The organism is Pseudomonas sihuiensis (assembly GCF_900106015.1).
In the GTDB taxonomy this organism is placed as follows: Bacteria; Pseudomonadota; Gammaproteobacteria; order Pseudomonadales; family Pseudomonadaceae; genus Aquipseudomonas; species Aquipseudomonas sihuiensis.
The window spans coordinates 384861-409928 of sequence record NZ_LT629797.1; the positions used below are offsets into that span (position 1 = coordinate 384861).

The window sequence follows — 25068 nt, forward strand, 5'->3', positions numbered from 1 at the left end:
TCGCTCGTACCGGCGGCTCGTACAAAAAACGACAGAGGTATCGCTTCGTGACGCCCATGCCTTATGCCGCAATCACCGGCATCGACACCCACGCGCACATCTTCCGCCAGGACCTGCCCATGGTTCCCGGCCGCCGCTACAGCCCCAGCTATGACGCCAGCGTGGAGCAGTACCTGGCCCACCTGGACGCTTGTGCGCTGTCCCACGGGGTACTGATCCAGCCGAGCTTTCTCGGCACCGACAACCACTACATGGTCGCGGCGTTGCAGCGTTTCCCGCAGCGTTTGCGTGGCGTCGCGGTGGTCGACGCGCAGGTCAGCGATGCCGAGCTGGACGAATTGGCCGCCGCGGGTGTGGTGGGCATACGCCTGAACCTGATCGGCAAGGTGCTGGAGGACTACACCGGCCCGGCCTGGAACGGCCTGTTCCGCCGCCTGGCGCGACGCGGATGGCAGGTGGAGATCCAGCGTGGTTTCGACGACCTGGCGCTGATCGTGCCGGCGATCCTCGAGTCAGGCGTCACCCTGGTGATCGATCATTTCGGCCTGCCGGCACCGAGCGTGCAGCTGGACGATCCGAAGCATGACGCTTTCTTCGATCTGCTCGACCAGGCGCCGGTGTGGATCAAGCTGTCGGCGGCCTATCGCAGCCAGTCCGATCAGGCCCGTGCCCAGGCCATCGAAGCGCGCCTGCGTGAAGCCTGCGGTGGAGTAGGGCAATTCCTCTGGGGCAGTGACTGGCCCAACACTCAGTTCGAGTCGCAGACCCGTTACGATCAGCAGTTCGTGCTGCTCGAGGCCCTGCTGCCCAACCCCGAGGAGCGCCGTCGCGTTCTGGTGGACAACCCCGCAACTCTGTTCGGTTTCGCCTCGGCGTAACCGTCGCTCACATCAGAACAACAAAAGGAATCAAATCATGATGAGCCTGCTCGTCGTCGCCGCGATCGTCCTCGCCGTCGCGTTGGGGTACACCACCAAGATCAACATCGGCCTGTTCGCCATTGCCTTCGCCTACCTGCTGGGCTGCTTCGGCATGGGCCTGAGCCCGGGCGACATCATCAACATGTGGCCGCTGAAGATTTTCTTCGTGATCTTCTCGGTCTGCCTGTTCTACAGCTTCGCCACCGTCAACGGCACCCTGGGAAAACTCGCCGGGCATCTGCTGTATCGCTGCCGTGGCGTGCCACACCTGCTGCCGTACGCGATCTTCGTCACCGGTAGCGTGATCGCCGGCATGGGCGCCGGTTACTACACCGTACTGGCCTTCATGGCGTCGCTGACCCTGTTGCTGTGCCAGCGCACCGGCATGAGCCTGATTCTCGGCGGCATGGCGGTGAACTACGGCGCATTGGCCGGGGCGAACTTCGTTTCCAGCCAGAGCGGCATTATCTTCCGCGGTCTGATGACCAGCGCGGGCATGCCCGAGAGCGAAGCCTTCGTCAACGCCCTGGCGATCTTCGCCAGCACGGCGATCATTCCGGTGCTGGTGATTTCCGCCTTCGTCTTCCTCGGTGGTCATGGCCGCAACCTGAAGAATGCGGTGCTCGCCGCCGATCTACCGGAGGCCTTCAACCGTGAGCAGAAACTGACCCTGCTGCTGACCGTGCTGATGATGGTGCTGGTGCTCGCTGCACCGCTGGCGCTGCTGGCCTTTCCGGACAACGCCACGGTCAGGTTCATCAACAGCAAGGTGGATATCGGCCTGATTGCCAGCGTGTTCTCGGTGATCGCACTGCTGCTCAAGCTCGGTGACGAGCGCAAGGCTATCGCCTCCGTACCCTGGGCCACGCTGATCATGATCTGTGGTGTCGGCATGCTGATTACCGTCGCGATCAAGGCCGGCGCCATCGACTCCCTGGCGTCCTGGATCAGTGGCAACATCCCGCCGCTGATGATCCCGGTGGCCTTCGGTGTGGTGGCTGCATTGATGTCGATTTTCGCCAGTACGCTCGGCGTGGTGGCGCCGGCGCTGTTCCCGATGGTGCTGCCGCTGTCGGCGTCGATGTCGATCGATCCGATGATCATCTTCATCGCCATCGTCGTAGGTGCCCAGGCCACCTCGATCTCGCCGTTCTCTTCCGGCGGCAGCCTACTGCTGGGCTCCTGCACGGACGACAAGGTGCGCTCGACCCTGTTCTCGCAACTGCTGCTACGCGCCGCGCCCATCGGTTTCGTCGCCGCCATGCTGTTCAACCTGGCGCTGACCTTCCTGTTCTGATGAGAAAAGGTTCTTCGCATAGTTTGGGGAAAGTGCGGGTTGATACCGGACTGGCAATTACGTGTTAGCTGTCGATGGCTTGGCACTATCCGTTAGCGTGTCGTCTGATCTGATGGGTTTCGCCCCTTACGGGCGACTCACTTTCTTTGCTTGTGCAAAGAAAGTAAGCAAAGAAACACACCCCTACATACGGCCCCGGCTGCGCCGGGGTTCCCTCGTTCCATCACCACTCCAGGGGCACGCTGCGAAGGGCCATCCCTGGCCCATCGCAGCTCTCGCGACATCCATGTCGCTCAACCCCTTACGTGGCGATTCCACTCGGCCTCCTGAAGGGGATTTGGGCGTCGTCTGTGAGATCGCAGTTGAAGAGCAAGGGCAAAGGCCAGACGCCGCCAACTTCAATTCCGCAAAGATTATGCAAGCTCGCGCCCCGGCCCCCGGAGCAGCATCGGGGCGTGGGGAATTTCGCGCAGCAAAACCCGGAGGCAGGGTAATGCCGATCAGATCAGGTTGCCAAAGCAGCCCTTTGTAGGAGCCCCGCCTCGGGGCGAAGCTTTTCAATTGCGCATCGACTTGGTTCGCGGCGGGGCGCCACTCCTACCCATTCGCAGCATCGACGCTTAACTGACTGGAATTAAAATGCCGGGTGCCCTTCTTTGGCACACCTTTCTTGGGCAAGCAAAGAAACGTAGCGCAGCGCAGTAACAGCCGCAGGCTGGCCCGAAGGGTGAGCGCAGCGAATCAAGGTGTGGCGCCCGTAAGGGGCGCAACCCAAACGTTCAGCGCACGCACTAATGGATAGTGCTAAGTCAGTAAGCGGCACGCACACAAACTTGCCAGCCCGGTGCCATGCGTATCCCCCCGCGAGAATGCGAAGAACCTGAAGAAAGCCCCGGCATCGCGTGATGCTGGGGCTTGCTTCACTTCAGCGGGTATCGCTATTTCAGCCGATAGTTTCGCAAATCATCCTGGCTCAGCAGACGCAAGCGCCCTGGCGCGACCTGATAGATGTCTTCCGCCAGGCCTACGTCGACACCCATGTCACGAAAGTACCTGGCCGGGCTGAACGGCTGGCTGCCATGGGCGGCCTGTGCCAGCGCCGAGTCACCAGCGGGGAAGGGGGGACGGCGCAGGGCAACGTGGCCGTTGATGGTGCGCTTGGTGCCGGCAGCGAGCAGGTAGATGCAACTGCCCTGGCACAGGCCGCCGGAAGGTACCAGCGCCTCGAAGCCGGTTTCCCGTAGCAAGCGGCCCATGCGGATGGCTTCCGGGGCGCTGCCGCCGATGCTGTCGAGCAGCACGACCTTGCGCTTGTGCTTGCCCGGCTTGGCGCGCAAGCCAGCCAGCAGCTTCTCGTAATCGCCCGGAACGATCTCTTCGGAAATCTTCACCGCCAGCAGGCCGGCGTTAGCTTCGACTTCCACTTGTGCGTGGGCGGTCAGCGCGGTGAACAGGGTGGTGGCGAGCAGGGCGAATCGTAAACGCTGGGCAATCATCGGGCGGGTTACGCGATAGTGGCTCGGGAGGTAGACGATACCTGCCGGCGCACTATCCCGCATCTGTCAGATTGGCCCGTCTTTGTGCTGCACCTTCCAGGCCCAGGCGAACAGCAGCAGGCCGCCGATGGCGGTGGCCGCGCCGATGTAGCCGGTCACGGTCCAGCCCATGCCGGCGCTGATGGCCAGGCCGCCGAGCCAGGGGCCGAGGGCGTTGGCGACGTTGAACGCGGCGTGATTGGATGCGGCGGCGAGTGTCTGCGCGCCCGTGGCGACGTCCATCAGATGGGTCTGCAGGGCCGGGCCGAGGGCGATCATCGTGCCGAGGGCGAAGATCGCCGGCAGGATGGTCCACAGGCTGTGCGCGGCGAAGGGGAAGGCCAGCAGCACCAGCGTACTCCAGGCCAGAATCCAGGCCACGGCGCGCAGGCGCAGGCGGTCGAACAGCCAGCCGCCGGCACTGTTGCCGACGATGCAGCCGGCGCCGAACACGCCCATGGCCAGGGGAATCCAGCCGGGGCCGACCTGGGTGACGTGGAGCAATGTGGGCGCCATGTAGCTGAATACGCAGAACATCCCGGCGAAACCGATGGAGCCGATGCCCAGTGCCAGCCAGATCGGTGCGCGGTTAAAGGCGCGCAGTTCACCCAAGGGGCTGCTGCGCTGCTCGTGCGGGTCGGCCGGGAGGAAGATCGCCACCATGGCGATGGTGATGATGGCGATGATGCCGACCAGGGCGAAGGCGTAGCGCCAGCTCATGAACTGGCCGAGCCAGGTGGCCAGCGGGTTACCGATCAGGATGGCCACGGTCAGGCCGGCCAGCACCCGGCTCACCGCCTTGGCGCGCTTGTGCGGCGGCGCCATGGAGGCAGCCACCAGCATGGCGATACCGAAGTAGGCGCCATGCGGCAGGCCGGCGATGAAGCGGAAGAGCAGCAGCGGCTCGTAGCTCGGTGCCAGAGCGCTGGCGAAGTTGCCGAGGGCGAAGCAGCCCATCAGCAGCAGAAGCAGGATGCGCCTTGGCAGGCGGGCGCCGAGCAGGGCCAGCACCGGTGCACCGACCACCACGCCGAGGGCGTAGGCGCTGATCACATGGCCGACCTGCGGCTCGCTGACGCCAAGATCGGCGGCGACGTTGGGCATCAGGCCCATGATGGCGAACTCGCCGGTGCCGATGGCGAAGCCGCCGAGGGCCAGAGCGAGTTGAATGAGAAGGATCGCGCCCGGCGACAGACTCGTCGCGGCGTCGGATGCAGAACTGTTCATGAGAGACCTGGAGGGGCGAGAAGCAAGCGCGCAATTATAATCTCCCAGCGCCTTGCTTGGGTATTGGCCACCGCTCTATTTCGGGCTTGGAGATGGATGGCCGGAGTCGTTCAGGGCCTTCACGTGGTCGACGAAGGCACGCAGCGGCGCCGGTACGTGACGCCTGCTGTGGTAGTACAGGTACGGCCCGTCGAAGTGTTGCCACCAGTCCTGCATGAAGGGTTGCAGCTGGCCGCTGGCCAGGGGCGCCGCGATGTACTCCTCGAAGGTGTAGAGAATGCCGTGACCGGCGCAGGCTGCAGCGATCAGCAGATCCTGCGACGAGCTGACCAGGCGGCCCTCGGGGGCGATACGCAGGGTGCGTCCCTCCTGTTCGAACTCCCACACGCCGAGCTTGCCACTGGCGAAGCGGTAGCCGAGCAGGCGATGCTCGCTCAGTTCGCTGGGGTGTTGCGGCGTGCCATGGCGCTGCAGATAGCTGGGCGCCGCCACTGCCATGAAACACTGCCGACGCGGCCCGATAGGGATGGCGATCATGTCCTTGGCCAGGCTTTCCTCGTAGCGAATGCCGGCGTCGTAACCGGCGCCGATGACGTCGATGAAGGTGTTGTCCATGTTCACTTCCAGCGCGATGCCAGGGTAGCGAGCGAGAAAACCGTCCAGCAGCTGCGGCAGGATGTGCCGCGCGATCACGCCGGGCACATGCAGGCGCAGTGAGCCGACCGGGTTCTGTGGATCTTCCTGTAGGTCGTTGAGCGCCGTGTTGATCTCGTCCAGCGCGGGGCGCAGACGTTCCAGCAGGCGTGCGCCGATTTCCGTCGGCGTCAGGCCGCGGGTGGTGCGGTTGAGCAGGCGCACGTCCAGTTCCTTTTCCAGGCGGCGCACGCAATCGCTCAGCGACGAGGCCGACATGCCGCGGCGTTGCGCTGCGACGCGAAAGCCACCGGCCTCGACCACGGCAGCGAACAGAGCGACGTCGGATAGATTTGGTTGGCGCATGGGCGTCGACTGGGCGATGACGAAGGGTCCGATAATGCGGCGCAGCGGCCGCTTTGCCAATCCTGAGGGCGCTTTCTGGGATGTAGCCCGGATGCAATCCGGGAATGTATATCAACGATTCCGGATTGCATCCGGGTTCGCGTCTGCGAAACACCTGGTAACTGTCCGCCTGACCGTATGCGCTGTTCGGCTTTGGACGGCTTATCGTACGTGCCATCTGCCTGCACCCTATGTCCTGTACGTGCGCCTGGTCTGGCGCATCGAGTCAACGGACACGAGGAATCAGCCGATGGACAAGAAGAATGCTGTGGGGCGAGGCCATTCGCGTCGAGATGCCCTGAAACTGTTTGGTGTCGTGGGCGGTAGCCTGGCCTTGCACGGGGTGTTGGGCGGGATGCCGACATTCGCCTGGGCCAGTACCACACCGGGGTGGCAGGCGAGCGACATGCCGGCGCTGACCGGCAAGCGCATGCTGGTCACCGGCGGCACCAGTGGTATGGGCTTCGAGGACGCCCTGGCCCTGAGCGGGGCTGGGGCGCAGGTGATCATCGCCGCGCGCAATGCACAGCGTGGCGCCGAGAGCATCGAACGTATTCGTGCTCAGGTACCCGATGCGCGGGTGCGTTTCGAACAGCTGGATCTGGCCGACCTGGCTTCGGTACGCAGCCTGGCCCAGCGCCTGAACGCCGAAGGCGAGGTATTGGACGTGCTGATCAACAACGCCGCGATCATGGCGCCGCCTCAGCGCGGCGTATCTCGTGATGGTTTCGAGATGCAGCTGGCAACCAACTTCCTCGGCCATTTCGCGCTCACTGGCTTGCTCCTGCCATCACTGCGCAAGTCGCCCGACCCGCGCGTGGTGACACTGGCGAGCATCGCCGTGAACCGTGGCCGTATCAACTTCGATGACCTGCAGTCGGAGAACAACTACAACCCCTACGCCGCCTACGCGCAGTCGAAACTGGCCTGTCTGATGATGGCCTTCGAGCTGCAGCGGCGCAGCCTGGCCAATGGCTGGGGCGTGCGCAGCGTCGCCGCGCACCCTGGCGTCGCCGTTACCGAACTGGTCGAGCGCGGGCCAGGACTGGAAAGCGAGTTCGCTCAGCAGTGGGCGAAGGATCGCGATGTCTATCACTCGGCGGCGCAGGGTGCGCTGTCGTCGCTGTTCGCGGCGACGGCTGCCGAGGCCGAGGGCGGGCGCTACTACGGGCCGACCGGCGAAGAGGAAAAACGCGGCCCATTGGGCCTGGCCAAGGTGCCGGAGGCTGCGGCGGATGCCGATGATGCGGCGCGCCTGTGGTCGGTGGCCGAGCGCCTGACGGGCGTCAGGTACGGCTGAGTCATGCCGGCGCGCTGTACCGGCGCGCCCTTTCGAGGAATTTCGCATGTCATCGTCAACGATGGCGCAGCGCGTGGCCGTGGCCATCAACGCGCAGCGCAACGAGCTGTGGCCGGCGCTGGCCGGTTTCACCCTGTTCTTCTGCCTGTTCTCGGGCTACTTCATGCTGCGGCCGATCCGCGAGGCGATGGGCATCGTCTCGGGGGTGGAGAACCTGCAATGGCTGTTCACCGCCACCTTCGTGGTGATGTTGATCGCGGTGCCGTTGTTCGCCTGGCTGAGTTCACGGGTACCGCGGATTCACTTCATCGACTGGGTGTATGGCTTCTTCACCCTGAATCTGGCGTTGTTTGCCCTGTTGTTCTTCAGTGCTGAAGAGAGTGTGTGGCTGGCGCGCAGCTTCTATGTGTGGATTTCGGTCTATAACCTGTTCGTCGTCTCGGTGGCATGGAGCCTGATGGCCGACGTGTTCGACAGCGAGCAGGCCAAGCGCCTGTTCGCCTTCATCGCCGCCGGTGCCAGCGTTGGAGGCCTGGTCGGCCCGGCGTTGAGTGCCTTGTTGGTGAGCACGCTGGGGCAGAGTGGGCTGATTCTGCTGGCTGCGGTGCTGCTGGCCGTGGCGCTGTCGCTCAAGCAGGTGCTGATGCGCTGGCGCGAGGAGGGTGGCGCGGGGCGTGCCGGTGCCGTGCGGGCGGAAAGCCCGCGGCGCCCGGTGCCGGGCAATCCGTTCAGTGGCCTGATGCGTGTGCTGTCTTCGCCCTACCTGTTTGGCATCGCCGGTTTCGTCATCCTGCTGGCGACGGCCAGCACCTTTCTCTATTTCGAGCAGGCCCGCCTGGTGGCCGAGCTGTTCCCGGATCGCGCCGATCAGGTGCGGGTGTTCGGCGTGATCGACTTCGTGGTGCAGGCCGGCGCGCTGATTGCCCAGTTGTTCATCACTGGGCGTGTCGCGCGGCGTATGGGGGTGCGGGTGTTGCTGGCCTGCGTGCCGCTACTGGTGTGTGTCGGCTTCATCGGTCTGGCATTGATGCCGACCTTCGCCATGCTGGCGGCGCTGATGATCGTGCGCCGTATCGGTGAATACGCCTTCGTGCGGCCAGGACGGGAAATGCTCTTCGCGCCGTTGGATGCCGAGAGCAAGTACAAGGCGAAGAACTTCATCGACACAGTGGTCTATCGCGCGGGCGATGCCATGAGTGGCTGGCTCAAGAGCCTGCTCGACATGCTGGCTCAGGGCGCCTGGCTGGTGGCATTGGTGGGCGCTGCCTGTGCGGCGCTGTGGGGATTGCTCGGTTGGTACCTGGGCGGGCAGGCCGATCAGCGTAGTGCCGAGCAGCAGTTGGTGGTGACCAGCTAGCTCAGTGCAACCCTGCCGTTGCAGCGATGCGGGAGTCGGTGGCCGACTCCCGCAACATCATCAGCCGCGCGCGGGAATGTTCAGCCCGCGCTGCACCGCCGGGCGGGCGAGGAAGGCATCGAGCACGCGTTGCACGTTGGTGAAGCGTTCGAACTGCACCAGGTCACCGGCCTTGTAGAAGTCCACCAGGCAGCGCACCCAGGGCAGCACGGCGATATCGGCAATGCTGTACTCGCCCATGATCCAGTCGCGGCCTTGCAGACGCTGATCGAGTACGCCAAGCAGGCGCGCGGATTCGGCCACGTAGCGGTCACGCGGGCGTTTGTCCTCGTACTCGGCACCAGCAAATTTGTGGAAGAAACCGAGCTGGCCGAACATCGGTCCCAGGCCACCCATCTGCCACATCAGCCATTGAATCGTCTCGTAGCGGGCAGCGGCGTCCTGTGGCAGCAGCTTGCCGGTCTTTTCCGCGAGGTAGATCAGAATTGCCCCGGACTCGAACAGCGCCAGCGGATGGCCATTGGGTCCATCGGGATCGAGGATGGCGGGAATCTTGTTGTTCGGCGCCAGCGAGAGAAACTCGGGGCTGAATTGATCGTCGCTGGCAAAGTCGACCAGGTGCGGTTCGTAGGGTAGGCCGATTTCTTCCAGCATGATCGAGGCCTTGACCCCATTGGGCGTGGGCAGCGAATACAGCTGCAGGCGCTCGGGATGCTGGGCGGGCCATTTACGGGTGATGTGGAAGGGGCTGAGGTCGGTCATGTGGGTTCCATGTCGAATGGGCCGAAGAAGAGGCGATCAGAACACGAGTGGCTGGGGCGCAGGAAATCGATCCAGCTGCTAGTAGTCATCGACTCAAGCAATCCTGCCTGGTTCCCTGCGTGCGAGCGAGGCGGTATGGTGGGTTTTTCATCCACCCGGCACGGAACCCATCGGCATGAGCCTGCACGGTACTTACGATTCCCAGAACATCTTCGCCCTTATCATTCGTGGCGACTTGCCCTGCTACAAACTCTACGAGGACGACGATGTGCTGGCCTTCCTCGATCTATTCCCGCAATCCAGGGGCCACAGCCTGGTGATTCCCAAGCGCGCTGCTGCGCGCAATATCCTGGAAATCGACGACGCCAGCCTGGCCAAGGTCATGGCCGTGGTGAAGAAGGTCACTCAGGCAGTCGTCGACGAACTGCAACCCGCTGGTGTGCAGGTGGCACAGTTCAACGGCGCGCCTGCCGGGCAGACGGTGTTTCATATCCACATGCACGTGATCCCGCGCTTCGAGGGCGAGGGGCTGGGTATTCACGCGGCCACCAAGGCCGACCCGGCCGAGCTGGAAGCGCTGCAGGCACGTCTGGTCAAACGCCTGCAGGGCTGAAGCGGTATTGCCCCGGACGAGTGACTCGGCCGGGGCATCAGGCAACCTGTGGGTTAGCCGTTCTGGTTGCTCAGCCCGCCCCACTCGACGAAACGCACGGCGTGCACTTCGCCCTGGCTGTCGCGGTAGACCATGACGCTGGGCACTACACCGCTCTTGCGGCTGTTGTCGGTGCGCTGCAGAACCTGGTCGATGTCCAGCTGCATGCCGTACTGGTATTCCTGCACTTCCACTTTGGAGCTGGCAGGTGCTTTCTCGCTGGCGAAGGCCATGGGGGCGAAAGCGGCGATGAGGGTGGCGTTGAGGGCTGCGAATTTCATCTGGGTAGTCTCCGATTAGTTGCGCCGATTTAGGTGGCGCTGGGTTCGAGAGAGATGAAAACACTGCGCCCTTCATTACAGAAATCGATGCTTGTGCTAGCGAAAATCGCTGTCATCGATATCTTGCCCACAGGCTCGCCAAGGCCAATACTCAGGCGGCATTCATCTGCCCACGGAGGGCTTCATGCGCTCGATCCTCATCGCTCTACCGCTGTTGCTGCTGGCCGGTTGTTCATCGTTTCGGGGCGACCCCGAGTACATCAAACCGGTACCGGAAGATCGCCTGTTGGCCTTTCAGGAGGCGCAGACGAACAGTGCGCAGATCGTGGTCAATCGCGACTTCGGGGTGATGGGAGGCGGCTGCTTCGTGGCCATCGAGGTGGATCGCAAGGTCGCTGCACGCATCGGCGTCGGCGAGGTCGCGACCTTTCAGGTGCCGCCCGGCACGCGCGTGGTCGGCATCACCCCGGATCGTATGGACGACACCCTGTGCGGCATGGGCCGCCTGCTGCGGGAGGTGGCGGTGCCGGTGAAAAGTGGGGAGATCCAGCACCTGCGCATCGTCAGCCAGAACAAGGGTGGCTTCGATATCCGCCCGGACAAGCCCTGATTCGGTGAGAGCGGTTGCGGGTCGGTGACCCTGCGCAAATGCTTCACTGGCGATCAACCTCATCGGCCAGCAGCGTTTCCAGCCAGTTCATGAAGGCGCGCACCCGTCGCGGCAGATGACGCCCGTGCGGGTGCAGCAGATGCACTGGCATGGGCGGCGCGACCCAATCGTCCAGCAAGCGACACAGACTCCCACTCTGCAAATGCGTGCGCATGCCGATCAGCGGCGCCTGGATGATGCCCAGACCGCCGATGCAGGCCCCGTGGTACGCGTCGATATTGTTCACCGTTATCCGGCCACTCATGGGCAATTGCTGCAGCTTGCCGTCACGTTGATATTCGAAACCGTCTGGGCGTGTGCCAAAGGCGGTCACGTAGTGGATCAGGCTGTGCCCGCTGAGGTCGTCCAGGTTTTCGGGCGTTCCATGCTCGGCCAGATAAGCCGGGCTGGCACAGTTGACCATGGACAGCTGGCCCAGTGGTCGCGCTACCAGGCTATCGTCGTCGATGGCGCCAATGCGCAGCACGCAATCGAAACCTTCGCGCAGTGGGTCTACGCGGCGGTCACTGCAGCCTAGTTCGATCTCCAATGCCGGATGTTGCGCGAGAAATTCATCCAGGCGTGGCGCCACCAGACGCCTGGCTATTTCCGTTGGCATATCCACTCGCAGGCGCCCGCTCAGTGCGCCGGCATCCTGGCGGAACAGGTTCTCCAGCTCGTCCATCTGTGCCAGCACTTCACGGGCGCGTTCGTACAGCGCCTGGCCGTCCTGGGTCGGACGCACCCGTCGGGTGGTGCGGTGCAACAGACGGGCATCGACCAGGCGTTCCAGGTCACGCACCTGCTCAGACACCGTCGAGCGCGGCAAGCCCAGACTTTCGGCGGCCTGGGTAAAACTGCTCAGTTCGGTGACACGTTGAAAGGTACGCAGCAGCTCCAGCTTGTTCATGATGGCGGCCCAGATTGTTCGCTCGTGGCGATCAGTATTTCCGGTTTTTCTGGATTTATCAGTATCTGATCGATCAATAACCTGTGATTGAACTTCATCACCCATCACAGGAGATTCACCATGACTCGCAAAATCGCACTCATCACAGGCGCCAGCCGTGGCCTCGGCCGCAGTGCGGCTAAACATCTGGCTGCTCAAGGCGTGGATATCATAGGCACCTATCGCAGCCAGGCGGATGACGCGCAGCAGTTGGCCCACGAGATCGAAGCGCAGGGTGGCCGAGCGCTGATGCTGCAATTGGATGTCAGCGACAGCAGCAGCTTTGCCGCATTCGCCGAACGTGTGGCGGTTGGTTTGCGTGAGACCTTCGCGGCTGAGCGTTTCGATTTCCTGATCAATAACGCCGGTATCGGCATCCATGCCGCCTTCAGCGAAACCACTGAGCAGCAGTTCGACGAACTGATGAACATCCAGCTCAAGGGCCCATTCTTTCTCACCCAGCGCCTGCTGCCGCTGATGGTCGACGGCGGCCGGATCATCAATGTCTCTACCGGCTTGGCCCGTTTCAGCTTGCCGGGTTACAGCGCCTATGCGGCGATGAAAGGTGGCGTCGAAGTGTGGACGCGCTATCTGGCCAAGGAACTGGGTCCGCGCGGCATAAGCGTGAATGTACTGGCTCCCGGCGCCATCGAGACCGACTTCGGCCATGGCGTGGTCCGCGACAATGCTGAGGTCAATGCCTTTATCGCCGGCAATACGGCACTGGGGCGGGTCGGCTTGCCCGATGATATCGGCGCAGCTTTCGCGCTGTTGCTGAGCGATGCTGGCCGCTGGATCAATGGTCAGCGTATCGAGGCGTCAGGCGGGATGTTTCTCTGAGAGCCTGAGCGGCAGTTCCCGACGGCACCGGCTGTGGCGGTTAGAATCTCTGGGCCAGAACAGGGAGATGAGCCGCAATGGGATTACCGATAGCGATAGTGGGAGCGGGTACAGCCGGCCTGGCCACTGCAATTTTCCTCGCCCGCCAGGGTTACTCGGTACGCGTGCTGGAGCGGGTCGAACAGCTGCAGCCGGTGGGCGCCGGCATCCTCTTGCAGCCTTCCGGCCTGGCTGTGCTGCAGCGTCTGGGCCTGCTGGCCGAGTGCACCGCGTTGGGTGCGCCGGTCAGCCGTCTGTACGGCACCAGCTGGCAGGGCCGGGTGATCCTCGATACCCGTTATCACGACTGGCAGCGAGGCAGTTTCGGCCTTGGCATTCACCGCGGCGTGTTGATGACGGCATTGCTCAATGCCGCGCAGCGTGTCGGTGTGCAGGTGGAAACCGGTGTGGCGGTCAGCCGCTTCGAGCAAGCCAGCGGCCATGTTCGCTTGCTGCGCCAGGACGAGGGTGGCAATGAGCAACCCCTGGGCAATTTCGCCGCGTTGATCCTGGCCGATGGCACGCGTTCGACCCTGCGTGCGCAGATGCAGGTGCGTCAGTGGTCGCGCCCCTATCCCTGGGGCGCTCTATGGAGCATGTTGCCAACTTCGCCGGGGACCGATTCCGGAGAACTGCGCCAGTGGTACCGCGGCTGCCGCGAGATGTTCGGGCTGATGCCGACCGGATGCACCCACCAAGCCCGGGAGAAATCGCTGACCAGCCTGTTCTGGAGCCTGCCGCTTAGTGAACATGATGCGTGGCGCAAGAGTGGCCTGGAGGCCTGGAAAACCCGCGTGCGCAACCTCGCTGGCGATGCTTCAGAGGCCTATCTGCAGCAGATCGATGATCCCGCACAACTGACCCTGGCGGCCTATGCCGACGTGCGCATGCAACGCTGGAACGATGGTCGCGTGCTTGCCATCGGTGATTGCGCCCACGCCATGAGCCCGCAACTGGGGCAGGGTGCCAATATGGCGTTGGTCGATGCTGCTGCACTGGCCGATGCGCTTGGCAATGCCGGTGACGAGCACCAGCAAGCGCTTGATTGGAACGCCATCTTCACCAGCTACGGTGATACGCGCCGTGATCACCTGCGCTACTACCGTCAGGCCAGCCGCTTGCTGACGCCGCTGTTCCAGTCCAACAGCAACACCCTGGCCGTGCTACGCGATATCGCCCTGACGTTGGCTCGGCACAACAGTTTCGGCCGCCAGCACGCGGTGAGCACGTTGGTCGGTGCACGCGGCGGCTGGCTGTGGTCGGGGGCGCAGAAGCGCGAGCTGCATGCCTGGAAGGGCGAGCGGGAGGCGTGGGAGTAGCCTATCTGCCGCTGTCGCTGGCAAAGCGCTGTTCCAGAGCAGCGACGACTTGATGTAGCGCATCGATCGGATCGACATCGTTTTGCGCGTAGATGCTGCATGAGGCCATATCGTCCGGGTAGCCGAACTCCGCATAGAGTTCCTGCAACCGTTCGATCTTGTCCTCATCGGCAAGCGAGGAGTGTTGCAGTTCCGAGAGCATGGCTAGCCGCCATTTCTCCAGAGCATGCGACCGTTTTTCCTGAAGATCGATACCCTCTTTCTTGCACAGGGTTGCCAGCAAGGCGACTACTTCGTCATCACTCAGGGCGTCGCTGCCGGCCAGAACGGCAATATCACTGTCCTGCTGACCAGCAGACAGTAGTTTGAAGGCATGCTCGGATACGGCGTCCTTGTTTATCCAGCCGTTATTCAAGCCGATCGCCAGGGTCGGCCAGTCAACCAGGTTGCGCTTAGCAAGCTCGGGAAAATATTCGTTCATTACTACCCCTTAAGGTCTGGCAACTTGGTTGGGGAAGCCTGTCACTTTCCCGCCAGGAATGAAGCGTCGATGCGTAACTCGCTGGTGATGGATTTACTCATTGCTCTTCTGTATCTGCGAGGGACCATCTGGCTATGGTGACGAAGACTTCACCGCTATCGGTGTCGCAAATATAACGAGCTTCTCCGCATGAATTGCCATGTTTGGTAAGTAGATTACTGTTCCAGCATTGGGAAATTATTTGCGCTAGAGCGATAGCCTGCTCGGTTGTCAAGTTGTCAAACAGTCCTGTGATTTCCAGTAAATTCATCCAGTACTGAGTGCGATCCATATCTTGTGTTGTTTTTATGAGGTCTAGGTAACGATTCGCATCGAAAAGCTCGCCAATAAATGCCCGGTCGTCGACAATTTCTATTGCGGGAGACATTAGTTGTGCGTAGTGGAGGAGGAAATCGAAGTGCAGGGGAGTAGTGGCATATACAGCTTGCACGTAGTCGATGCCGGAAGTAGCTGGATCGTTGTTGGCTTTCTTGAAATCAGTAAAGCTGAATAGTTGATCATTATGCATGTGTGTTGTTCTCGCCTAAGATTTTCCTGACGCAGGCCGGCAACGGTACGCTGAATTAGCGGTGAAGAACGTGCGCAGGTATCATTGATCCGTGTTTATGACTATCAGGGGCTGGTCACTCCAGGCAACCTGGTTTTCAGCGAATAGGCTGTGGAGCGCTGCGACAAACCCCTGACTTAGTTCCCCTTGAGGAAGATCACGAATTCCAAACTTCTCGATAAGTCTATGGCATCTGTCTGTGGCACTGATATCCCATAGATACCAATGTGAGGTTTCCTCTATGTCCGAGCGGAAAGGGTCATGACGGGCAAGTGACTTTATGTAATCGAGTGCAATGGACTTCTGCGTCGAAAAGTCGTCAGCTTTCAAGGATGGAATATGGAGGAGGTTACTAGCGAAAAGGCGATAGAGCGTATCTACCGCCAACTGCCAATGCAGAGTGGTGTCCTTGCTGTTTGTCAGTCCACTGGTCATGGCATCCGCGCAATAGCTGTCGTAGCAGAACACACGTAGCCAATCTTGAATTGCTAGTGCGGGAAATTCATATACGCTCATTGACTGTTTCTGTTCTTTCAGGAGTTAAGGTTTTGCTGGTGCTCTGTTTTTTGTAATGATAATGCTGAAAGAATCAGATATCCGGATAGGTTTCCAGAAACCATTCGAGGGTGTCTTGGATTCGATGGCTGTCCTGTGAATTCAGATTCCTGATTGTCTCTTTCAACACCTTTGCCGCTTCGAGTATTTCAGGGTGATCCACCACAACGCCGGAGTCTTCGGTGATGCATTCGATCATGGCACTCAGTGTCGCTGTGTTCAGGGGCATGGGTGAGTTTTTTATTAGCTCAATGCCTTTATGGAGATTGACTGAGTAAAGCGTCCCGAAAGCCGATGCCTGGAAATATTCGTCACCCTTGTTGTCACGCAGAATGTCTACTGCCAAGTGCTCTGCGACGGCTTTGTTCAGGTGTTGCAGTTGGTGCAGTGCTTCTGCCGCTGTGTCGTAGTCACCGAGGTTGGCGACTTCCTCTAGTAGCTCCTCTTCTGTCCTGTTCATAATCAGAAATGGGGCGCCCTTTTGAGGTGAGTATTTGGTTTTTGAAGTTATTTGGGGGATGTAATTTATGTATTGGTTTTGTTGATGTCTGGGCGTTGTTTGGAGAGACTTATGAAGTCTTGATTATTGTGTAGGCGGAAGATGAGTTCTTTGGTGAGGTCTCTGTATACATCTTTATCCGGCGTGTCAGTGGCTACGAATTGCACCTTGTTGATTTGGTAGTTTGATTGGAGTTGATGATTTATTTCTTTTAAGCCGGTGATGACTTGGGTGAGCACATCATCGCTTTTGATCGTATTTTCATGAGGTTCACTGGAAGCAAGGTCGCTGATTTCTATGGATTCACTATGTCCAAGCGATAGCCCAAGCAGGTTATGTTGAGGGCCGGTTATGCGGATGACTTTGTAATAGGGGGCATCGTAAAGGAATTGCATTTTTAATTTTCCAGTTTGGGTGCAGGGTAGCGACGCTCTGCTGCATTATGGGCATCAGTGTATCCGGAGTCATTTCTCCGCATGTACCATGCTTCTGCTGTCTCATGCCTTAATAGTTTCATGTCGTCAGGAGTGTGGGTTCCATTTTCCAGTCTCTTCCAAGCATTGGCGATGCCCATGTCGCTGTCGAATCTGGCGCGTTGAGCTGGAATTCCATATTCCACATAGCGATCAAGCAGGTGTTCCTCGTAAAACAAGTGATCCTTCACCTTTTGAACATTTTCTATCTTGATCCCGGTATTTTTTGATATGTCGGCAACATCGGTATTACTTGCCCGAATAGCTTCATAGGCTTCATCTGCTGTGCCGGAGAAATATCCTGAACCGGTCTGCCGTCTGCGCCCTTCCTCAGCAGGCGTTTGTACCGTTCCTGGTTTTACCTCCTTTGGGCGCGTCACTTCCACTGTCCGCGCCCCAGTCCCGCTCCCTCTCGCTCTGCCACCGCGCCTGATCCTTGCGCGTTTCAAGGCCGCGCTAAGGCGCTTCAGGGCGTTGCCCAGACGTGCAAGCTTGTCCAGATAGCTTACCGATGCCGCACCACGCGCGGCCAGGCCGATGCCGCCGGTGAAGACGATCAGCAGGGCTGCCAGTACGATTTCGAACAGTGCGCCGCCGCTGAACTCGGCCACTTCCTCGACGTTCTGCGCCTTGGCGTAGTCGACGGCGAAGCGGCCGAGCATGGCTTTGCTGGGGCCGTCTTCGTAGATGAAACAGGTCAGTTCGTAGGCTTCGGCCAGTTGCTCACGGGTGATGCTGCTCGGGTCGAAGCCCAGCGCCTCCACCAGCTCTCGATGCTGTTCAGCGCTGAACTGGCGATTGTATGCGGTCAGCCAGGTTTCTCCCTCGCTGGCGCGCGCCTGCCAGGCGCTGCGCAGGGCATTGGAGAAGGCGGTGAAAGGATTGACCAGGTCGGAGAATTCCTTGGCAGTCTTGAGCAGCCCCCAGGCACCGAGGAAGAAGCCATTGCCTACGGCCAGTTGTCGATGCAGGTAATTGGAGAAGGCACTGCGCTGGTCCTGAATGGCCTGCAACTGGGCTGCTTCTGCGCGTTCCGCGGCGAGAATTTCGTCCAGTACGGCCTGTAGCTCGGCGCGGGCATTGCTGATGTCGGTATCGACATCAGCGTCAGCGAGCAACTGCGCCTGGTACTCGCCGCTGGGAATGGTCTGAATCAGGCCACCACGAGAATCCAGGCTACCGCGTACAGCATTGCCGCTGGCGGGAGAGAGGCTGTAGGGCAGATTGGCGCCCAGGCATTCGCCGTTGTCCCAGACGAAACGTAGACCGACCAGGCAACTGGAGGTCTGAGTGCTGCCGCCTTCCAATGGTCTGGGAGCCTGGCGGTGGAAATCGCCGTTGTAGGGCGCCGGCGTCGGTGCGGGGCGTTCGTTGCGATTGTTGGGGACGTAGCCGCTCATCGTCGTGCATCCATGCTGCAGCCGGCGATATGCCGGCAGGGTCGATCATCAACGCCGATGCTAACCAAGGACCTATGCGCAAAGTCTTGCGCAGTGGCGGGCCAGCTTTGCTTTTTGTGATCCATGCACGCAAAAAATGTCGTGGCGGTTCAGCCGTGCTGCAGCTCGAGCAGCGCCTTCTGGCTCAGGTCCAGCCACTCCTTGTGCAGAACTCGATAGTGCCGGGCGGAGCGGCGGGCGTGGGTCTGGATCTGTTGCAGCAGTTCGATGGCCTCGCGCTGACGTCCCAGTCGGCGCAGCAGCAGGGCATAGCGATAGTTCGCCTCGGGGCTGGCGCAGTAGCTGCCGAGGGCGCGGTATTCCTCTTCGGCCTTGAGGTCATTGCCCTGGCCTTCCAGCGCGCGGGCATACAGCAGGTGGCCGTCGGAGGAACGGAAGTCGGGGTTGTGGGCGATCAGTTGATCGAGGCTCGCCTGACAGCCGGCGAAGTCGCCCAGGGCGAAACGTGCCCTGGCCAGGCCGAGGAGGATATCCGGGGCGTCGCTGTGGATGCCGCGCAGGGCTGTCTGATACTGCTGGGCCGCTTCTTCGGCCTGCCCCATGCGCAGCAGTTCATCGGCCAGGTTGACGCGGGTATCACGGGTGTCGCGAATCTCCAGTTCGTCGCGCAGGGCGCGCAGGTGGCGCTCGGGGTCGATGCTGTCGTGCAGGCGGTTGAGTGTCTGCCGGCCGCGTCGGCTGCCGAGCAGATCCGGCAGCATGATGCCGAGGAAGTAGATCAGGCAGCCGAGGCCGGGCAGGGCGATGATCAGGTACAGCCAGTAGCGTTCCTGGCCACTGCGAACCACGTGGAGGCCGCAGGTGACTTGGCAGGCGATGACTAGCAGGGCGAGCAGAGGCATGAGGCGATCCAGTCCTTTGGAGTGCGAGGGGAGGCTTATCAGAGCATGGATCGGCCCCGTTGTCAGGTGACGCATGCACGGCTGTGGCCTGCGTCACGTGGTAGGCTGCGCGGCGGATTCCATGTTCATAAGGATGCGTGCATGCCGTCGTCGCTGGAGATCTTCGCCAACCTTTTCTATCTGGTTTCGGTCGTGCTGGCGGCGCGCAATTCGGTGCACACCTGGGCCGTCGGCCTGGTTGGCTGCGTGCTGTTCGGCTGGCTGTTCTTCAGCGTGCAGCTGTATGCCGATGTCACCCTGCAGATTTTCTTCATCGCCACCAGTCTGCTGGGTTGGTGGAGCTGGTTACGCGGTCGCCAGGGCGAGGCGCTGCCGATCAGCCGTGCCAGCACGGCCGGAGTGGGCTTGGCGCTGCTGCTCGCGGTGGTCGTGGCAGGCGCATACGGCGCCTTGCTGCATCATTTCACCGACGCCTATGCGCCCTTCATCGATTCCCTGGTGCTGACCTTGAGCGTGCTGGCGCAATTGCTGCTGATGCGCCGCAAGTTGGAAACCTGGTACGGCTGGCTGCTGGTGAACACGCTGGCGGTGCCGTTATTCGCCTCGCGCGAGTTGTATCTGACGGCGTTCATCTACCTGCTGTTCTGGTGCAACGCCTGGTACGGCCTGTACCGCTGGCGCCGTGAACTGAACGCGCAGACGGTCTGAGATGAACAAGCGATTTGCCTGTGGGCTGGTGGTCGGCAAGTTCGCGCCGCTGCACCTGGGGCATGAATGGTTGATTCGCCAGGCGCAAGAGCGGTGTGAGCAACTGGTGCTGCTCAGTTGGGCCTACCCGGAGCTTGCCGGCTGCGAGCCCGAGCGCCGTGCGAACTGGCTGCAGGTGCGCTTTCCCGAGCTGCGCAGCTGGGTGGTGACGCCCGAGTGGGTTGCCCAGCAGCATGCACGCGGCCTGGCGCTGCCAGAGCTTCCCCACGAATCCGATTCCGATGCTGTACAGCGTCAGTTCGTCGCCGACTTTTGCCTGGCAGTGCTCGGCCACCCGGTCGACGCGGTCTTTACCAGCGAGGCTTACGGCGATGGTTTTGCCGCGCATTTGAGCCGGTGTTTCGGCCGGCCGGTGGAGCACGTCGAGATCGACCGCGCGCGCATTCAGGTGCCGGTGTCCGGTACGCGTCTGCGCGCCGATATTCATGGCCTGCATCACTACCTGGCGCCGCAGGTGTATGGCGATTTCGTCGAGCGCATCGCCTTGCTCGGCGGTGAGTCCACCGGCAAAAGTAGCCTCGCCCTGGTGCTGGCCGAGGCTCTGGGCACGCGTCACGCCGCCGAGTACGGTCGCGAACTCTGGGAAGAGCAGGGCGGCGTGCTCGCCTATGACGACCTGCTGCGTATCGGTCGAACCCAGGTCGACCGTGAGCAGAGCCTGGCCGGGCAGTGCCAGCGCTACCTGGTTTGCGACACCACGCCGCTAACCACGCTGTTCTATTGCCGCGAGTTGTTCGGGCGGGCCGAGCCCGAGTTGGAGCAGTTGGCCGATCGGCACTATCACCACCTGTTCCTGTGCGCCGATGACTTCCCCTTCGTGCAGGACGGCACCCGTCAGGACGAGACCTTTCGCCGCCGGCAGAACCAGTGGTACGAGCAGAAGCTGACGCGGCGCGGCTGGCCATTCACACGGCTGACCGGCTCTCTGCAACAGCGCATCGAGCAGGTGCTGCATAGCCTGAGCGGAACCTAGTCGGAGGCAGTTGGTGCGCACGGCGCACCCTACGTTCGAACGAGCGAAGCACTTGCCGGTATAGCCGCGGGTGGTGTTGCGTAGGGTGCGCTGCGCGCACCGGCTTGTGGAACACGCCTGGAGTTCAGCCAGCCATGACTGCAATCAGCGGCGCGCAACGTCTGGTCGGCCTTGCGACACGCTACGAGACTTGTCGGCCATCCATGGCTGGGCGAGGATGCGCGTTCTCGACCGAAACGGAATCGTCATGCGTCGTCTGCCTTCGCTCACCGCCCTGCGCACTTTCGAAGCGGCCGCGCGGCATGCCCACTTCGGCCGCGCGGCCGCTGAGCTGTGCGTCACCGACAGCGCCGTCAGCCACCAGATTCGCCAGCTCGAAGAGCAACTCGGCAGCACGCTGTTCGAGCGCGACGGCCGTCAGGTACGCCCGACACCGCAGGCCAGGCGCCTGCTGCACAGCCTGCAGCAGGCCTTCGAGCTGATTGGCGAGGCTTGCGACGAGCTGCGTGATCCCGGTTCGCAGGCGCAACTGCGCGTCGCGGTTACCGCAGAGTTGGCGCAGAAGTGGCTGGTCGGGCGCCTGGCCGACTTCGCTGAGCGCCACCCGCAAATCACCCTGCATCTGCATGAGCAAGCGCTGGAGGCGACGCTGCCGGGCAGCGAGATCGATATCGCCATCACCTACGGCACCGGCCCGGACGATGCCAGCGCCTACTTCGTAAGGCCGCTGCCGACCCTGCAGTTCTTCCCCGTGTGCAGCCCGGGCCTGTTCAACCAGTCGCCACTCAAGCACCCGCGCGACCTGGCGCGTCATTGCCTGCTGCATGACGATCAGGACGGCAAGACCTGGACCGCCTGGCTGACCACTCATGCTGGCGATATCCAGCCGACTCGGCATCTGTATCTGGGCCATGCCGGCCTGACCATGGAGGCCGCTGCACGTGGCCAGGGCGTGGCCATCGGCGACAACCTGACCAGCGCCGAAGACCTGGCCAGTGGTCGCCTGGTACGCCCCTTCGCTGCCCAGGTGCCGTCGCTCGGGCAGTACGCGCTGGTGTGCGAGCGCCTACGTCTGGACAAGCCGGCAGTCGCTCATTTCATCGAATGGTTCACTGATCAGTTGGTCGATCTGTGAATTGAATTCAAGGGTTCCGCGATTATCGTCATTGGTCGTACTGGCATCGACGCGCGTACTGTCGGGCTACTTCCAGCCACTGACGAGGAGCCGCGAGATGGCCCGTACCCTGACCTCCCTGCCCAAGGCCGACGGCTTTCGTCTGCCCGGCGAATTCGAAACCAAGAGCCGCTGCTGGCTCGGCTGGCCGGAGCGCCCGGACGTGTGGCGCAACGGTGGCAAGCCGGCGCAGAAGGTCTGGGTCGAGATCGTTGCGGCCATCGCCAGCAGCGAGCCGGTCACCGTCTGCGCCTCGGCGGCGCAGTATGGCAACGCTCGGCGCCTGCTGCCGGCGCATGTGCGGGTGGTGGAAATGACCTGCAACGACACCTGGTTCCGCGATAGCGGCCCGGCCTTTCTGGTGCATGACGAGACGGCCGAAGTGCGCGGCGTGGACTTCGAGTTCAACGCCTATGGCGGGCTCGATGGCGGGCTTTACTACCCCTGGGACAAGGACGATCAGATCGCGCAGAAGATTCTCGAGATCGAAGGCTTTGATCGCTATCGCGCGCCTTTCATTGCCGAAATGGGCGGTATCCAGAGTGACGGCCAGCGCACCCTGCTGACCACCGAGCAGTGCCTGCTCAACCGCAATCGCAACGCCCACCTGGGCAAGGACGAGATGACCCGCAGGCTGTCGGATTACCTCGGTGCCGAGCAGGTGATCTGGCTGCCACGCGGCTGCAAGTTCGACGAAACCGACGGCCATATCGACGACCTGGCCTGCTTCGTCCGCCCTGGCGTGGTGGTGATGCAGTGGACCGACGACCGCACCGACCCGCAATGGGAAATCTACCAGGAGGCTTACGACATCCTGCGCAGCACGCGCGATGCCCGTGGCCGCGCGCTGGAGGTGCACAAGCTGCCGCAGCCGCGGGTGCTGGAGTGGACCGCGGAAGAGGCCGAAGGTCTGGATCATGACGATGCCACCCATACCCGCCAGGCCGGCACGCAGATCTGCGCCTCGTACATCAACTACTACGCCGGTAACTCGGCCATCGTCCTGCCGCTGTTCGGCGACGCCAACGACCGTGTGGCCCAGGCCACCCTGGCCGAGCTGTTCCCGCAGCACCGCATCCTCGGCATCGAGAACTCGCGGGAAATCCTCCTGGGTGGCGGCAACGTCGCCTGCATCACCATGCCGCAATACGCCGCGCCCCAGCGCGCCTAGGAGGCCCGGATGAAACTGCCCGCCAGTCTGCTGGCCGTGGCCCTTGCCGCCTGCGCACACGCGCAGGCCGGTTCGGCGCAGCAGCAGGTCAACCTGTATATCTGGAGCGAGTATCTGGCCCCGGACACCCTGGCTTCGTTCGAAGAGAAGACCGGTATCCGCGTGGTGGTCGATCATTTCGATTCGCTGGAAACCGTGGAAACCAAACTGCTCACCGGCGGCAGTGGTTACGACCTGGTGCTGACCGCCGGCCAGCACCTGAGCAGGGCTATCGCCAGCGGTGCATTGCGCGAGCTGGACAAGACGCAGCTGCCGCATTTTGCCGGGCTGGATGACGAGTTCACTCAGCACATGGCCAGGTTCGACCCGGGCAATCGCTACGCCGGACTCTACGTCTGGGGCACCACCGGTTTCGGCTACCAGGAGCAGGCCATTACCCAGCGCATGGCCGATGCCCCGACCGATAGCTGGGCAATGCTGATGGACCCGCAGGTGGTGGCGCGTTTTGCCGATTGCGGAGTGAGTTTGCTCAATGACCCCAACGAGGTGTTCGCCGCTGCGTTCCGCTACCTGGGGCTGGATATCAATCGGCAGAACCTCGATGACCTGAAACAGGCCGAGGCCCATCTGGCCAAGGTACGACCGTTCATTCGCTACTTCGACAATGACCGCAACATCAGCGATCTGGCCAACGGCAACACCTGCCTGGCCATGGCCTGGAATGGCAACGTCGCCATCGCCGCGGCGCAGGCCGAGCAGGCCAACAAGGACTTCCAGCTGAGCTATCGCATCCCGCGTGAAGGGGCTCTGTTGTGGTTCGATGCCATGGTCATCCCGCGTGACGCGCCGCACCCGGAAGCCGGGCTGGCGTTGATGGACCACCTGATGACGCCCGAGGTGATCGGCGCCATCAGCAACAGCATCTACTACGCCAATGCGGTACCGGCTGCCGACGCCTTCGTCGATCCGGCAATTCTCGCCGACCCCGGCACCTATCCGCCGGCCGAGCTACGCGCCACGCTGTACACCAAGAATGACAACAGTCGCGAGTTCAACCGGGCGCTGACCCGTGCGTTCAGCCGGCTGAAGTCGGGTCGGTAGCTGTCAGCGATAGCGCGAGAAAATGGCGTCGAATTCGCCATCCTGTCTCATCTGCACCAATGCACGCAGCAGCGCCTGGGTTGGAACATCCGGCTCGTCGCGGACGATGCAGGCGATCAGGTCGGCGCTGATTTCACCGAGCGCATGCAGGCGTTGCTCGGCTGGCCGGTCGCGATTGAACCAGGCCAGCGCCAGGTGATTGCTGATGGCATAGCGGTAGCGGCCGGCCTCGAGTTTCTCCAGGGCCAGCTCCTGGGTGCGGGCGTCTTCGCGGTGTACTGCACCACTGGCCAGCAGCGGCTCCAGGTTTGGATAGCTGAAGCCCAGCACCGTACCCAGGCGCTCATCCCGCAACTGCTCCAGCTTGAAGTCAGGGTCGGCGTTGCGCGCGACGATCAGGTCGCGCTGCACCATGAAGGGCAGGCTCCAGATGTACTGATGATGGGATTCGGCGAGCCAGTCTGGATTGACGTAGCAGCGCACGTCGATTCCACCGCTGACCAGCAAACGTTGAACGCGCAGGCGCGGTAGCACCAGCATCTCTGCACGGCGGCCGACCTTCTGCGCCAGGCGCATTTGCAGATCGTAGAGAATCCCGCCCGTAGCCTGGCCATCGACGATCTTTATCATCGGCATGGCCCAGCTCTCGGTCACCGAGAAGCGCAGTGGGCGCTGCTCCTCGGCCGAGGCTGCGAGGCACAGCAGAAGCAGCAGAGCGGAAAGCGAAAGGCGCATGCGGTTACCGGTTCAAGACGTTAGCGATGCCGCGCCGAGCTTGGCCGTAGCGGACTGGGCGACG

27 protein-coding genes are annotated in these 25068 nt (G+C 62.0%); 13 read left to right on the forward strand and 14 right to left on the reverse strand.

Going from position 1 to position 25068, the window contains the following annotated elements:
* Nucleotides 1–47: 47 nt before the first annotated feature.
* Nucleotides 48–878, forward strand: a complete 831-nt coding sequence (locus BLT86_RS01975) for an amidohydrolase family protein (protein ID WP_092374369.1) — start codon at nt 48–50, stop codon at nt 876–878.
* Between the two features lie 37 nt (nt 879–915).
* The gene (locus BLT86_RS01980) at nt 916–2217 is read left to right on the forward strand and encodes an SLC13 family permease (protein ID WP_092374372.1); all 1302 of its coding nucleotides are present in this window, start codon (nt 916–918) and stop codon (nt 2215–2217) included.
* Between the two features lie 938 nt (nt 2218–3155).
* Here BLT86_RS01980 and BLT86_RS01990 read toward each other — a convergent pair.
* From BLT86_RS01990 to BLT86_RS02000, 3 genes are all read right to left on the reverse strand, one after another.
* On the reverse strand, nt 3156–3713 hold the full coding sequence (locus BLT86_RS01990) for a COG3904 family protein (RefSeq protein ID WP_026088642.1): 558 nt from the start codon (nt 3711–3713) through the stop codon (nt 3156–3158).
* Between the two features lie 66 nt (nt 3714–3779).
* Entirely contained in the window at nt 3780–4979 is a 1200-nt protein-coding gene (locus BLT86_RS01995; RefSeq protein WP_017677700.1) for an MFS transporter, read from the reverse strand.
* A gap of 75 nt (nt 4980–5054) precedes the next feature.
* The gene (locus tag BLT86_RS02000) at nt 5055–5978 is read right to left on the reverse strand and encodes a LysR family transcriptional regulator (RefSeq protein WP_026088641.1); all 924 of its coding nucleotides are present in this window, start codon (nt 5976–5978) and stop codon (nt 5055–5057) included.
* A 289-nt stretch (nt 5979–6267) separates the two neighbouring features.
* On the opposite strand from BLT86_RS02000, the gene BLT86_RS02005 reads away from it, so the two are divergent.
* Entirely contained in the window at nt 6268–7317 is a 1050-nt protein-coding gene (locus BLT86_RS02005; RefSeq protein WP_017677698.1) for an SDR family oxidoreductase, read from the forward strand.
* Nucleotides 7318–7363: 46 nt separating this feature from the next.
* Nucleotides 7364–8674 (forward strand): NTP/NDP exchange transporter, encoded by a 1311-nt coding sequence (locus tag BLT86_RS02010; protein WP_026088640.1) that lies wholly within the window; start codon nt 7364–7366, stop codon nt 8672–8674.
* 60 nt (nt 8675–8734) lie between these two features.
* Here the strand turns inward: BLT86_RS02010 and BLT86_RS02015 are convergent, their stop codons facing one another.
* Nucleotides 8735–9436: a glutathione S-transferase N-terminal domain-containing protein gene (locus BLT86_RS02015; protein WP_017677696.1), complete on the reverse strand. Its 702-nt coding sequence runs from the start codon at nt 9434–9436 to the stop codon at nt 8735–8737.
* A 175-nt stretch (nt 9437–9611) separates the two neighbouring features.
* On the opposite strand from BLT86_RS02015, the gene BLT86_RS02020 reads away from it, so the two are divergent.
* Nucleotides 9612–10049 (forward strand): HIT family protein, encoded by a 438-nt coding sequence (locus tag BLT86_RS02020; protein WP_017677695.1) that lies wholly within the window; start codon nt 9612–9614, stop codon nt 10047–10049.
* 53 nt (nt 10050–10102) lie between these two features.
* On the opposite strand, the gene BLT86_RS02025 is transcribed toward BLT86_RS02020, so the two are convergent.
* Complete coding sequence (locus BLT86_RS02025) at nt 10103–10369, reverse strand: DUF2790 domain-containing protein (protein WP_017677694.1); 267 nt, start codon at nt 10367–10369, stop codon at nt 10103–10105.
* 184 nt (nt 10370–10553) lie between these two features.
* On the opposite strand from BLT86_RS02025, the gene BLT86_RS02030 reads away from it, so the two are divergent.
* Nucleotides 10554–10979, forward strand: a complete 426-nt coding sequence (locus BLT86_RS02030) for a 3-isopropylmalate dehydratase large subunit (protein WP_017677693.1) — start codon at nt 10554–10556, stop codon at nt 10977–10979.
* A 43-nt stretch (nt 10980–11022) separates the two neighbouring features.
* Here the strand turns inward: BLT86_RS02030 and BLT86_RS02035 are convergent, their stop codons facing one another.
* Nucleotides 11023–11928, reverse strand: coding sequence for a LysR family transcriptional regulator (locus tag BLT86_RS02035; protein WP_017677692.1), 906 nt, complete (start codon nt 11926–11928; stop codon nt 11023–11025).
* Nucleotides 11929–12048: 120 nt separating this feature from the next.
* On the opposite strand from BLT86_RS02035, the gene BLT86_RS02040 reads away from it, so the two are divergent.
* Entirely contained in the window at nt 12049–12807 is a 759-nt protein-coding gene (locus tag BLT86_RS02040) for an SDR family NAD(P)-dependent oxidoreductase (protein WP_017677691.1), read from the forward strand.
* A 77-nt stretch (nt 12808–12884) separates the two neighbouring features.
* On the forward strand, nt 12885–14165 hold the full coding sequence (locus BLT86_RS02045; protein ID WP_033377550.1) for an FAD-dependent oxidoreductase: 1281 nt from the start codon (nt 12885–12887) through the stop codon (nt 14163–14165).
* Between the two features lies 1 nt (nt 14166).
* Here BLT86_RS02045 and BLT86_RS02050 read toward each other — a convergent pair whose 3' ends face one another.
* The 7 genes from BLT86_RS02050 to BLT86_RS02080 all read right to left on the reverse strand — a co-directional run bounded on the left by BLT86_RS02050 (nt 14167) and on the right by BLT86_RS02080 (nt 19082).
* Nucleotides 14167–14646 (reverse strand): DUF2247 family protein, encoded by a 480-nt coding sequence (locus BLT86_RS02050; RefSeq protein ID WP_017677689.1) that lies wholly within the window; start codon nt 14644–14646, stop codon nt 14167–14169.
* Nucleotides 14647–14743: 97 nt separating this feature from the next.
* Complete coding sequence (locus BLT86_RS02055) at nt 14744–15214, reverse strand: hypothetical protein (protein WP_017677688.1); 471 nt, start codon at nt 15212–15214, stop codon at nt 14744–14746.
* Nucleotides 15215–15295: 81 nt separating this feature from the next.
* A complete protein-coding gene (locus tag BLT86_RS02060; protein ID WP_017677687.1) occupies nt 15296–15769 on the reverse strand; it encodes a hypothetical protein in 474 nt (157 codons plus the stop codon).
* A gap of 73 nt (nt 15770–15842) precedes the next feature.
* A complete protein-coding gene (locus BLT86_RS02065) occupies nt 15843–16268 on the reverse strand; it encodes a hypothetical protein (RefSeq protein ID WP_017677686.1) in 426 nt (141 codons plus the stop codon).
* A 65-nt stretch (nt 16269–16333) separates the two neighbouring features.
* On the reverse strand, nt 16334–16702 hold the full coding sequence (locus BLT86_RS02070) for a hypothetical protein (RefSeq protein ID WP_017677685.1): 369 nt from the start codon (nt 16700–16702) through the stop codon (nt 16334–16336).
* Nucleotides 16703–16704: 2 nt separating this feature from the next.
* Entirely contained in the window at nt 16705–18180 is a 1476-nt protein-coding gene (locus BLT86_RS02075) for a hypothetical protein (protein WP_017677684.1), read from the reverse strand.
* 149 nt (nt 18181–18329) lie between these two features.
* Nucleotides 18330–19082: a tetratricopeptide repeat protein gene (locus BLT86_RS02080; RefSeq protein WP_017677683.1), complete on the reverse strand. Its 753-nt coding sequence runs from the start codon at nt 19080–19082 to the stop codon at nt 18330–18332.
* 141 nt (nt 19083–19223) lie between these two features.
* Between BLT86_RS02080 and pnuC the strand changes: the two genes are divergently transcribed.
* The 5 genes from pnuC to BLT86_RS02105 all read left to right on the forward strand — a co-directional run bounded on the left by pnuC (nt 19224) and on the right by BLT86_RS02105 (nt 24269).
* On the forward strand, nt 19224–19790 hold the full coding sequence (gene pnuC, locus BLT86_RS02085) for a nicotinamide riboside transporter PnuC (protein WP_017677682.1): 567 nt from the start codon (nt 19224–19226) through the stop codon (nt 19788–19790).
* 1 nt (nt 19791) lies between these two features.
* Entirely contained in the window at nt 19792–20823 is a 1032-nt protein-coding gene (locus BLT86_RS02090; RefSeq protein WP_017677681.1) for an AAA family ATPase, read from the forward strand.
* A gap of 247 nt (nt 20824–21070) precedes the next feature.
* Complete coding sequence (locus tag BLT86_RS02095) at nt 21071–21958, forward strand: LysR substrate-binding domain-containing protein (RefSeq protein WP_075751114.1); 888 nt, start codon at nt 21071–21073, stop codon at nt 21956–21958.
* 97 nt (nt 21959–22055) lie between these two features.
* Complete coding sequence (aguA, locus tag BLT86_RS02100; protein WP_092374375.1) at nt 22056–23168, forward strand: agmatine deiminase; 1113 nt, start codon at nt 22056–22058, stop codon at nt 23166–23168.
* A gap of 9 nt (nt 23169–23177) precedes the next feature.
* A complete protein-coding gene (locus BLT86_RS02105; RefSeq protein ID WP_092374378.1) occupies nt 23178–24269 on the forward strand; it encodes an extracellular solute-binding protein in 1092 nt (363 codons plus the stop codon).
* A 3-nt stretch (nt 24270–24272) separates the two neighbouring features.
* On the opposite strand, the gene BLT86_RS02110 is transcribed toward BLT86_RS02105, so the two are convergent.
* Entirely contained in the window at nt 24273–25004 is a 732-nt protein-coding gene (locus tag BLT86_RS02110; RefSeq protein WP_092374381.1) for a substrate-binding periplasmic protein, read from the reverse strand.
* Nucleotides 25005–25068 lie beyond the last annotated feature (64 nt).

Bases quoted from the DNA above. Each gene is read 5' to 3' on its own strand.
- BLT86_RS01980 (WP_092374372.1), top strand. From the start codon at position 916: ATGATGAGCCTGCTCGTCGTCGCCGCGATCGTCCTCGCCGTCGCGTTG.
- BLT86_RS01990 (WP_026088642.1), bottom strand. From the start codon at position 3,713: ATGATTGCCCAGCGTTTACGATTCGCCCTGCTCGCCACCACCCTGTTC.
- BLT86_RS01995 (WP_017677700.1), bottom strand. From the start codon at position 4,979: ATGAACAGTTCTGCATCCGACGCCGCGACGAGTCTGTCGCCGGGCGCG.
- BLT86_RS02000 (WP_026088641.1), bottom strand. From the start codon at position 5,978: ATGCGCCAACCAAATCTATCCGACGTCGCTCTGTTCGCTGCCGTGGTC.
- BLT86_RS02005 (WP_017677698.1), top strand. From the start codon at position 6,268: ATGGACAAGAAGAATGCTGTGGGGCGAGGCCATTCGCGTCGAGATGCC.
- BLT86_RS02010 (WP_026088640.1), top strand. From the start codon at position 7,364: ATGTCATCGTCAACGATGGCGCAGCGCGTGGCCGTGGCCATCAACGCG.
- BLT86_RS02015 (WP_017677696.1), bottom strand. From the start codon at position 9,436: ATGACCGACCTCAGCCCCTTCCACATCACCCGTAAATGGCCCGCCCAG.
- BLT86_RS02020 (WP_017677695.1), top strand. From the start codon at position 9,612: ATGAGCCTGCACGGTACTTACGATTCCCAGAACATCTTCGCCCTTATC.
- BLT86_RS02025 (WP_017677694.1), bottom strand. From the start codon at position 10,369: ATGAAATTCGCAGCCCTCAACGCCACCCTCATCGCCGCTTTCGCCCCC.
- BLT86_RS02030 (WP_017677693.1), top strand. From the start codon at position 10,554: ATGCGCTCGATCCTCATCGCTCTACCGCTGTTGCTGCTGGCCGGTTGT.
- BLT86_RS02035 (WP_017677692.1), bottom strand. From the start codon at position 11,928: ATGAACAAGCTGGAGCTGCTGCGTACCTTTCAACGTGTCACCGAACTG.
- BLT86_RS02040 (WP_017677691.1), top strand. From the start codon at position 12,049: ATGACTCGCAAAATCGCACTCATCACAGGCGCCAGCCGTGGCCTCGGC.
- BLT86_RS02045 (WP_033377550.1), top strand. From the start codon at position 12,885: ATGGGATTACCGATAGCGATAGTGGGAGCGGGTACAGCCGGCCTGGCC.
- BLT86_RS02050 (WP_017677689.1), bottom strand. From the start codon at position 14,646: ATGAACGAATATTTTCCCGAGCTTGCTAAGCGCAACCTGGTTGACTGG.
- BLT86_RS02055 (WP_017677688.1), bottom strand. From the start codon at position 15,214: ATGCATAATGATCAACTATTCAGCTTTACTGATTTCAAGAAAGCCAAC.
- BLT86_RS02060 (WP_017677687.1), bottom strand. From the start codon at position 15,769: ATGAGCGTATATGAATTTCCCGCACTAGCAATTCAAGATTGGCTACGT.
- BLT86_RS02065 (WP_017677686.1), bottom strand. From the start codon at position 16,268: ATGAACAGGACAGAAGAGGAGCTACTAGAGGAAGTCGCCAACCTCGGT.
- BLT86_RS02070 (WP_017677685.1), bottom strand. From the start codon at position 16,702: ATGCAATTCCTTTACGATGCCCCCTATTACAAAGTCATCCGCATAACC.
- BLT86_RS02075 (WP_017677684.1), bottom strand. From the start codon at position 18,180: ATGAGCGGCTACGTCCCCAACAATCGCAACGAACGCCCCGCACCGACG.
- BLT86_RS02080 (WP_017677683.1), bottom strand. From the start codon at position 19,082: ATGCCTCTGCTCGCCCTGCTAGTCATCGCCTGCCAAGTCACCTGCGGC.
- pnuC (WP_017677682.1), top strand. From the start codon at position 19,224: ATGCCGTCGTCGCTGGAGATCTTCGCCAACCTTTTCTATCTGGTTTCG.
- BLT86_RS02090 (WP_017677681.1), top strand. From the start codon at position 19,792: ATGAACAAGCGATTTGCCTGTGGGCTGGTGGTCGGCAAGTTCGCGCCG.
- BLT86_RS02095 (WP_075751114.1), top strand. From the start codon at position 21,071: ATGCGTCGTCTGCCTTCGCTCACCGCCCTGCGCACTTTCGAAGCGGCC.
- aguA (WP_092374375.1), top strand. From the start codon at position 22,056: ATGGCCCGTACCCTGACCTCCCTGCCCAAGGCCGACGGCTTTCGTCTG.
- BLT86_RS02105 (WP_092374378.1), top strand. From the start codon at position 23,178: ATGAAACTGCCCGCCAGTCTGCTGGCCGTGGCCCTTGCCGCCTGCGCA.
- BLT86_RS02110 (WP_092374381.1), bottom strand. From the start codon at position 25,004: ATGCGCCTTTCGCTTTCCGCTCTGCTGCTTCTGCTGTGCCTCGCAGCC.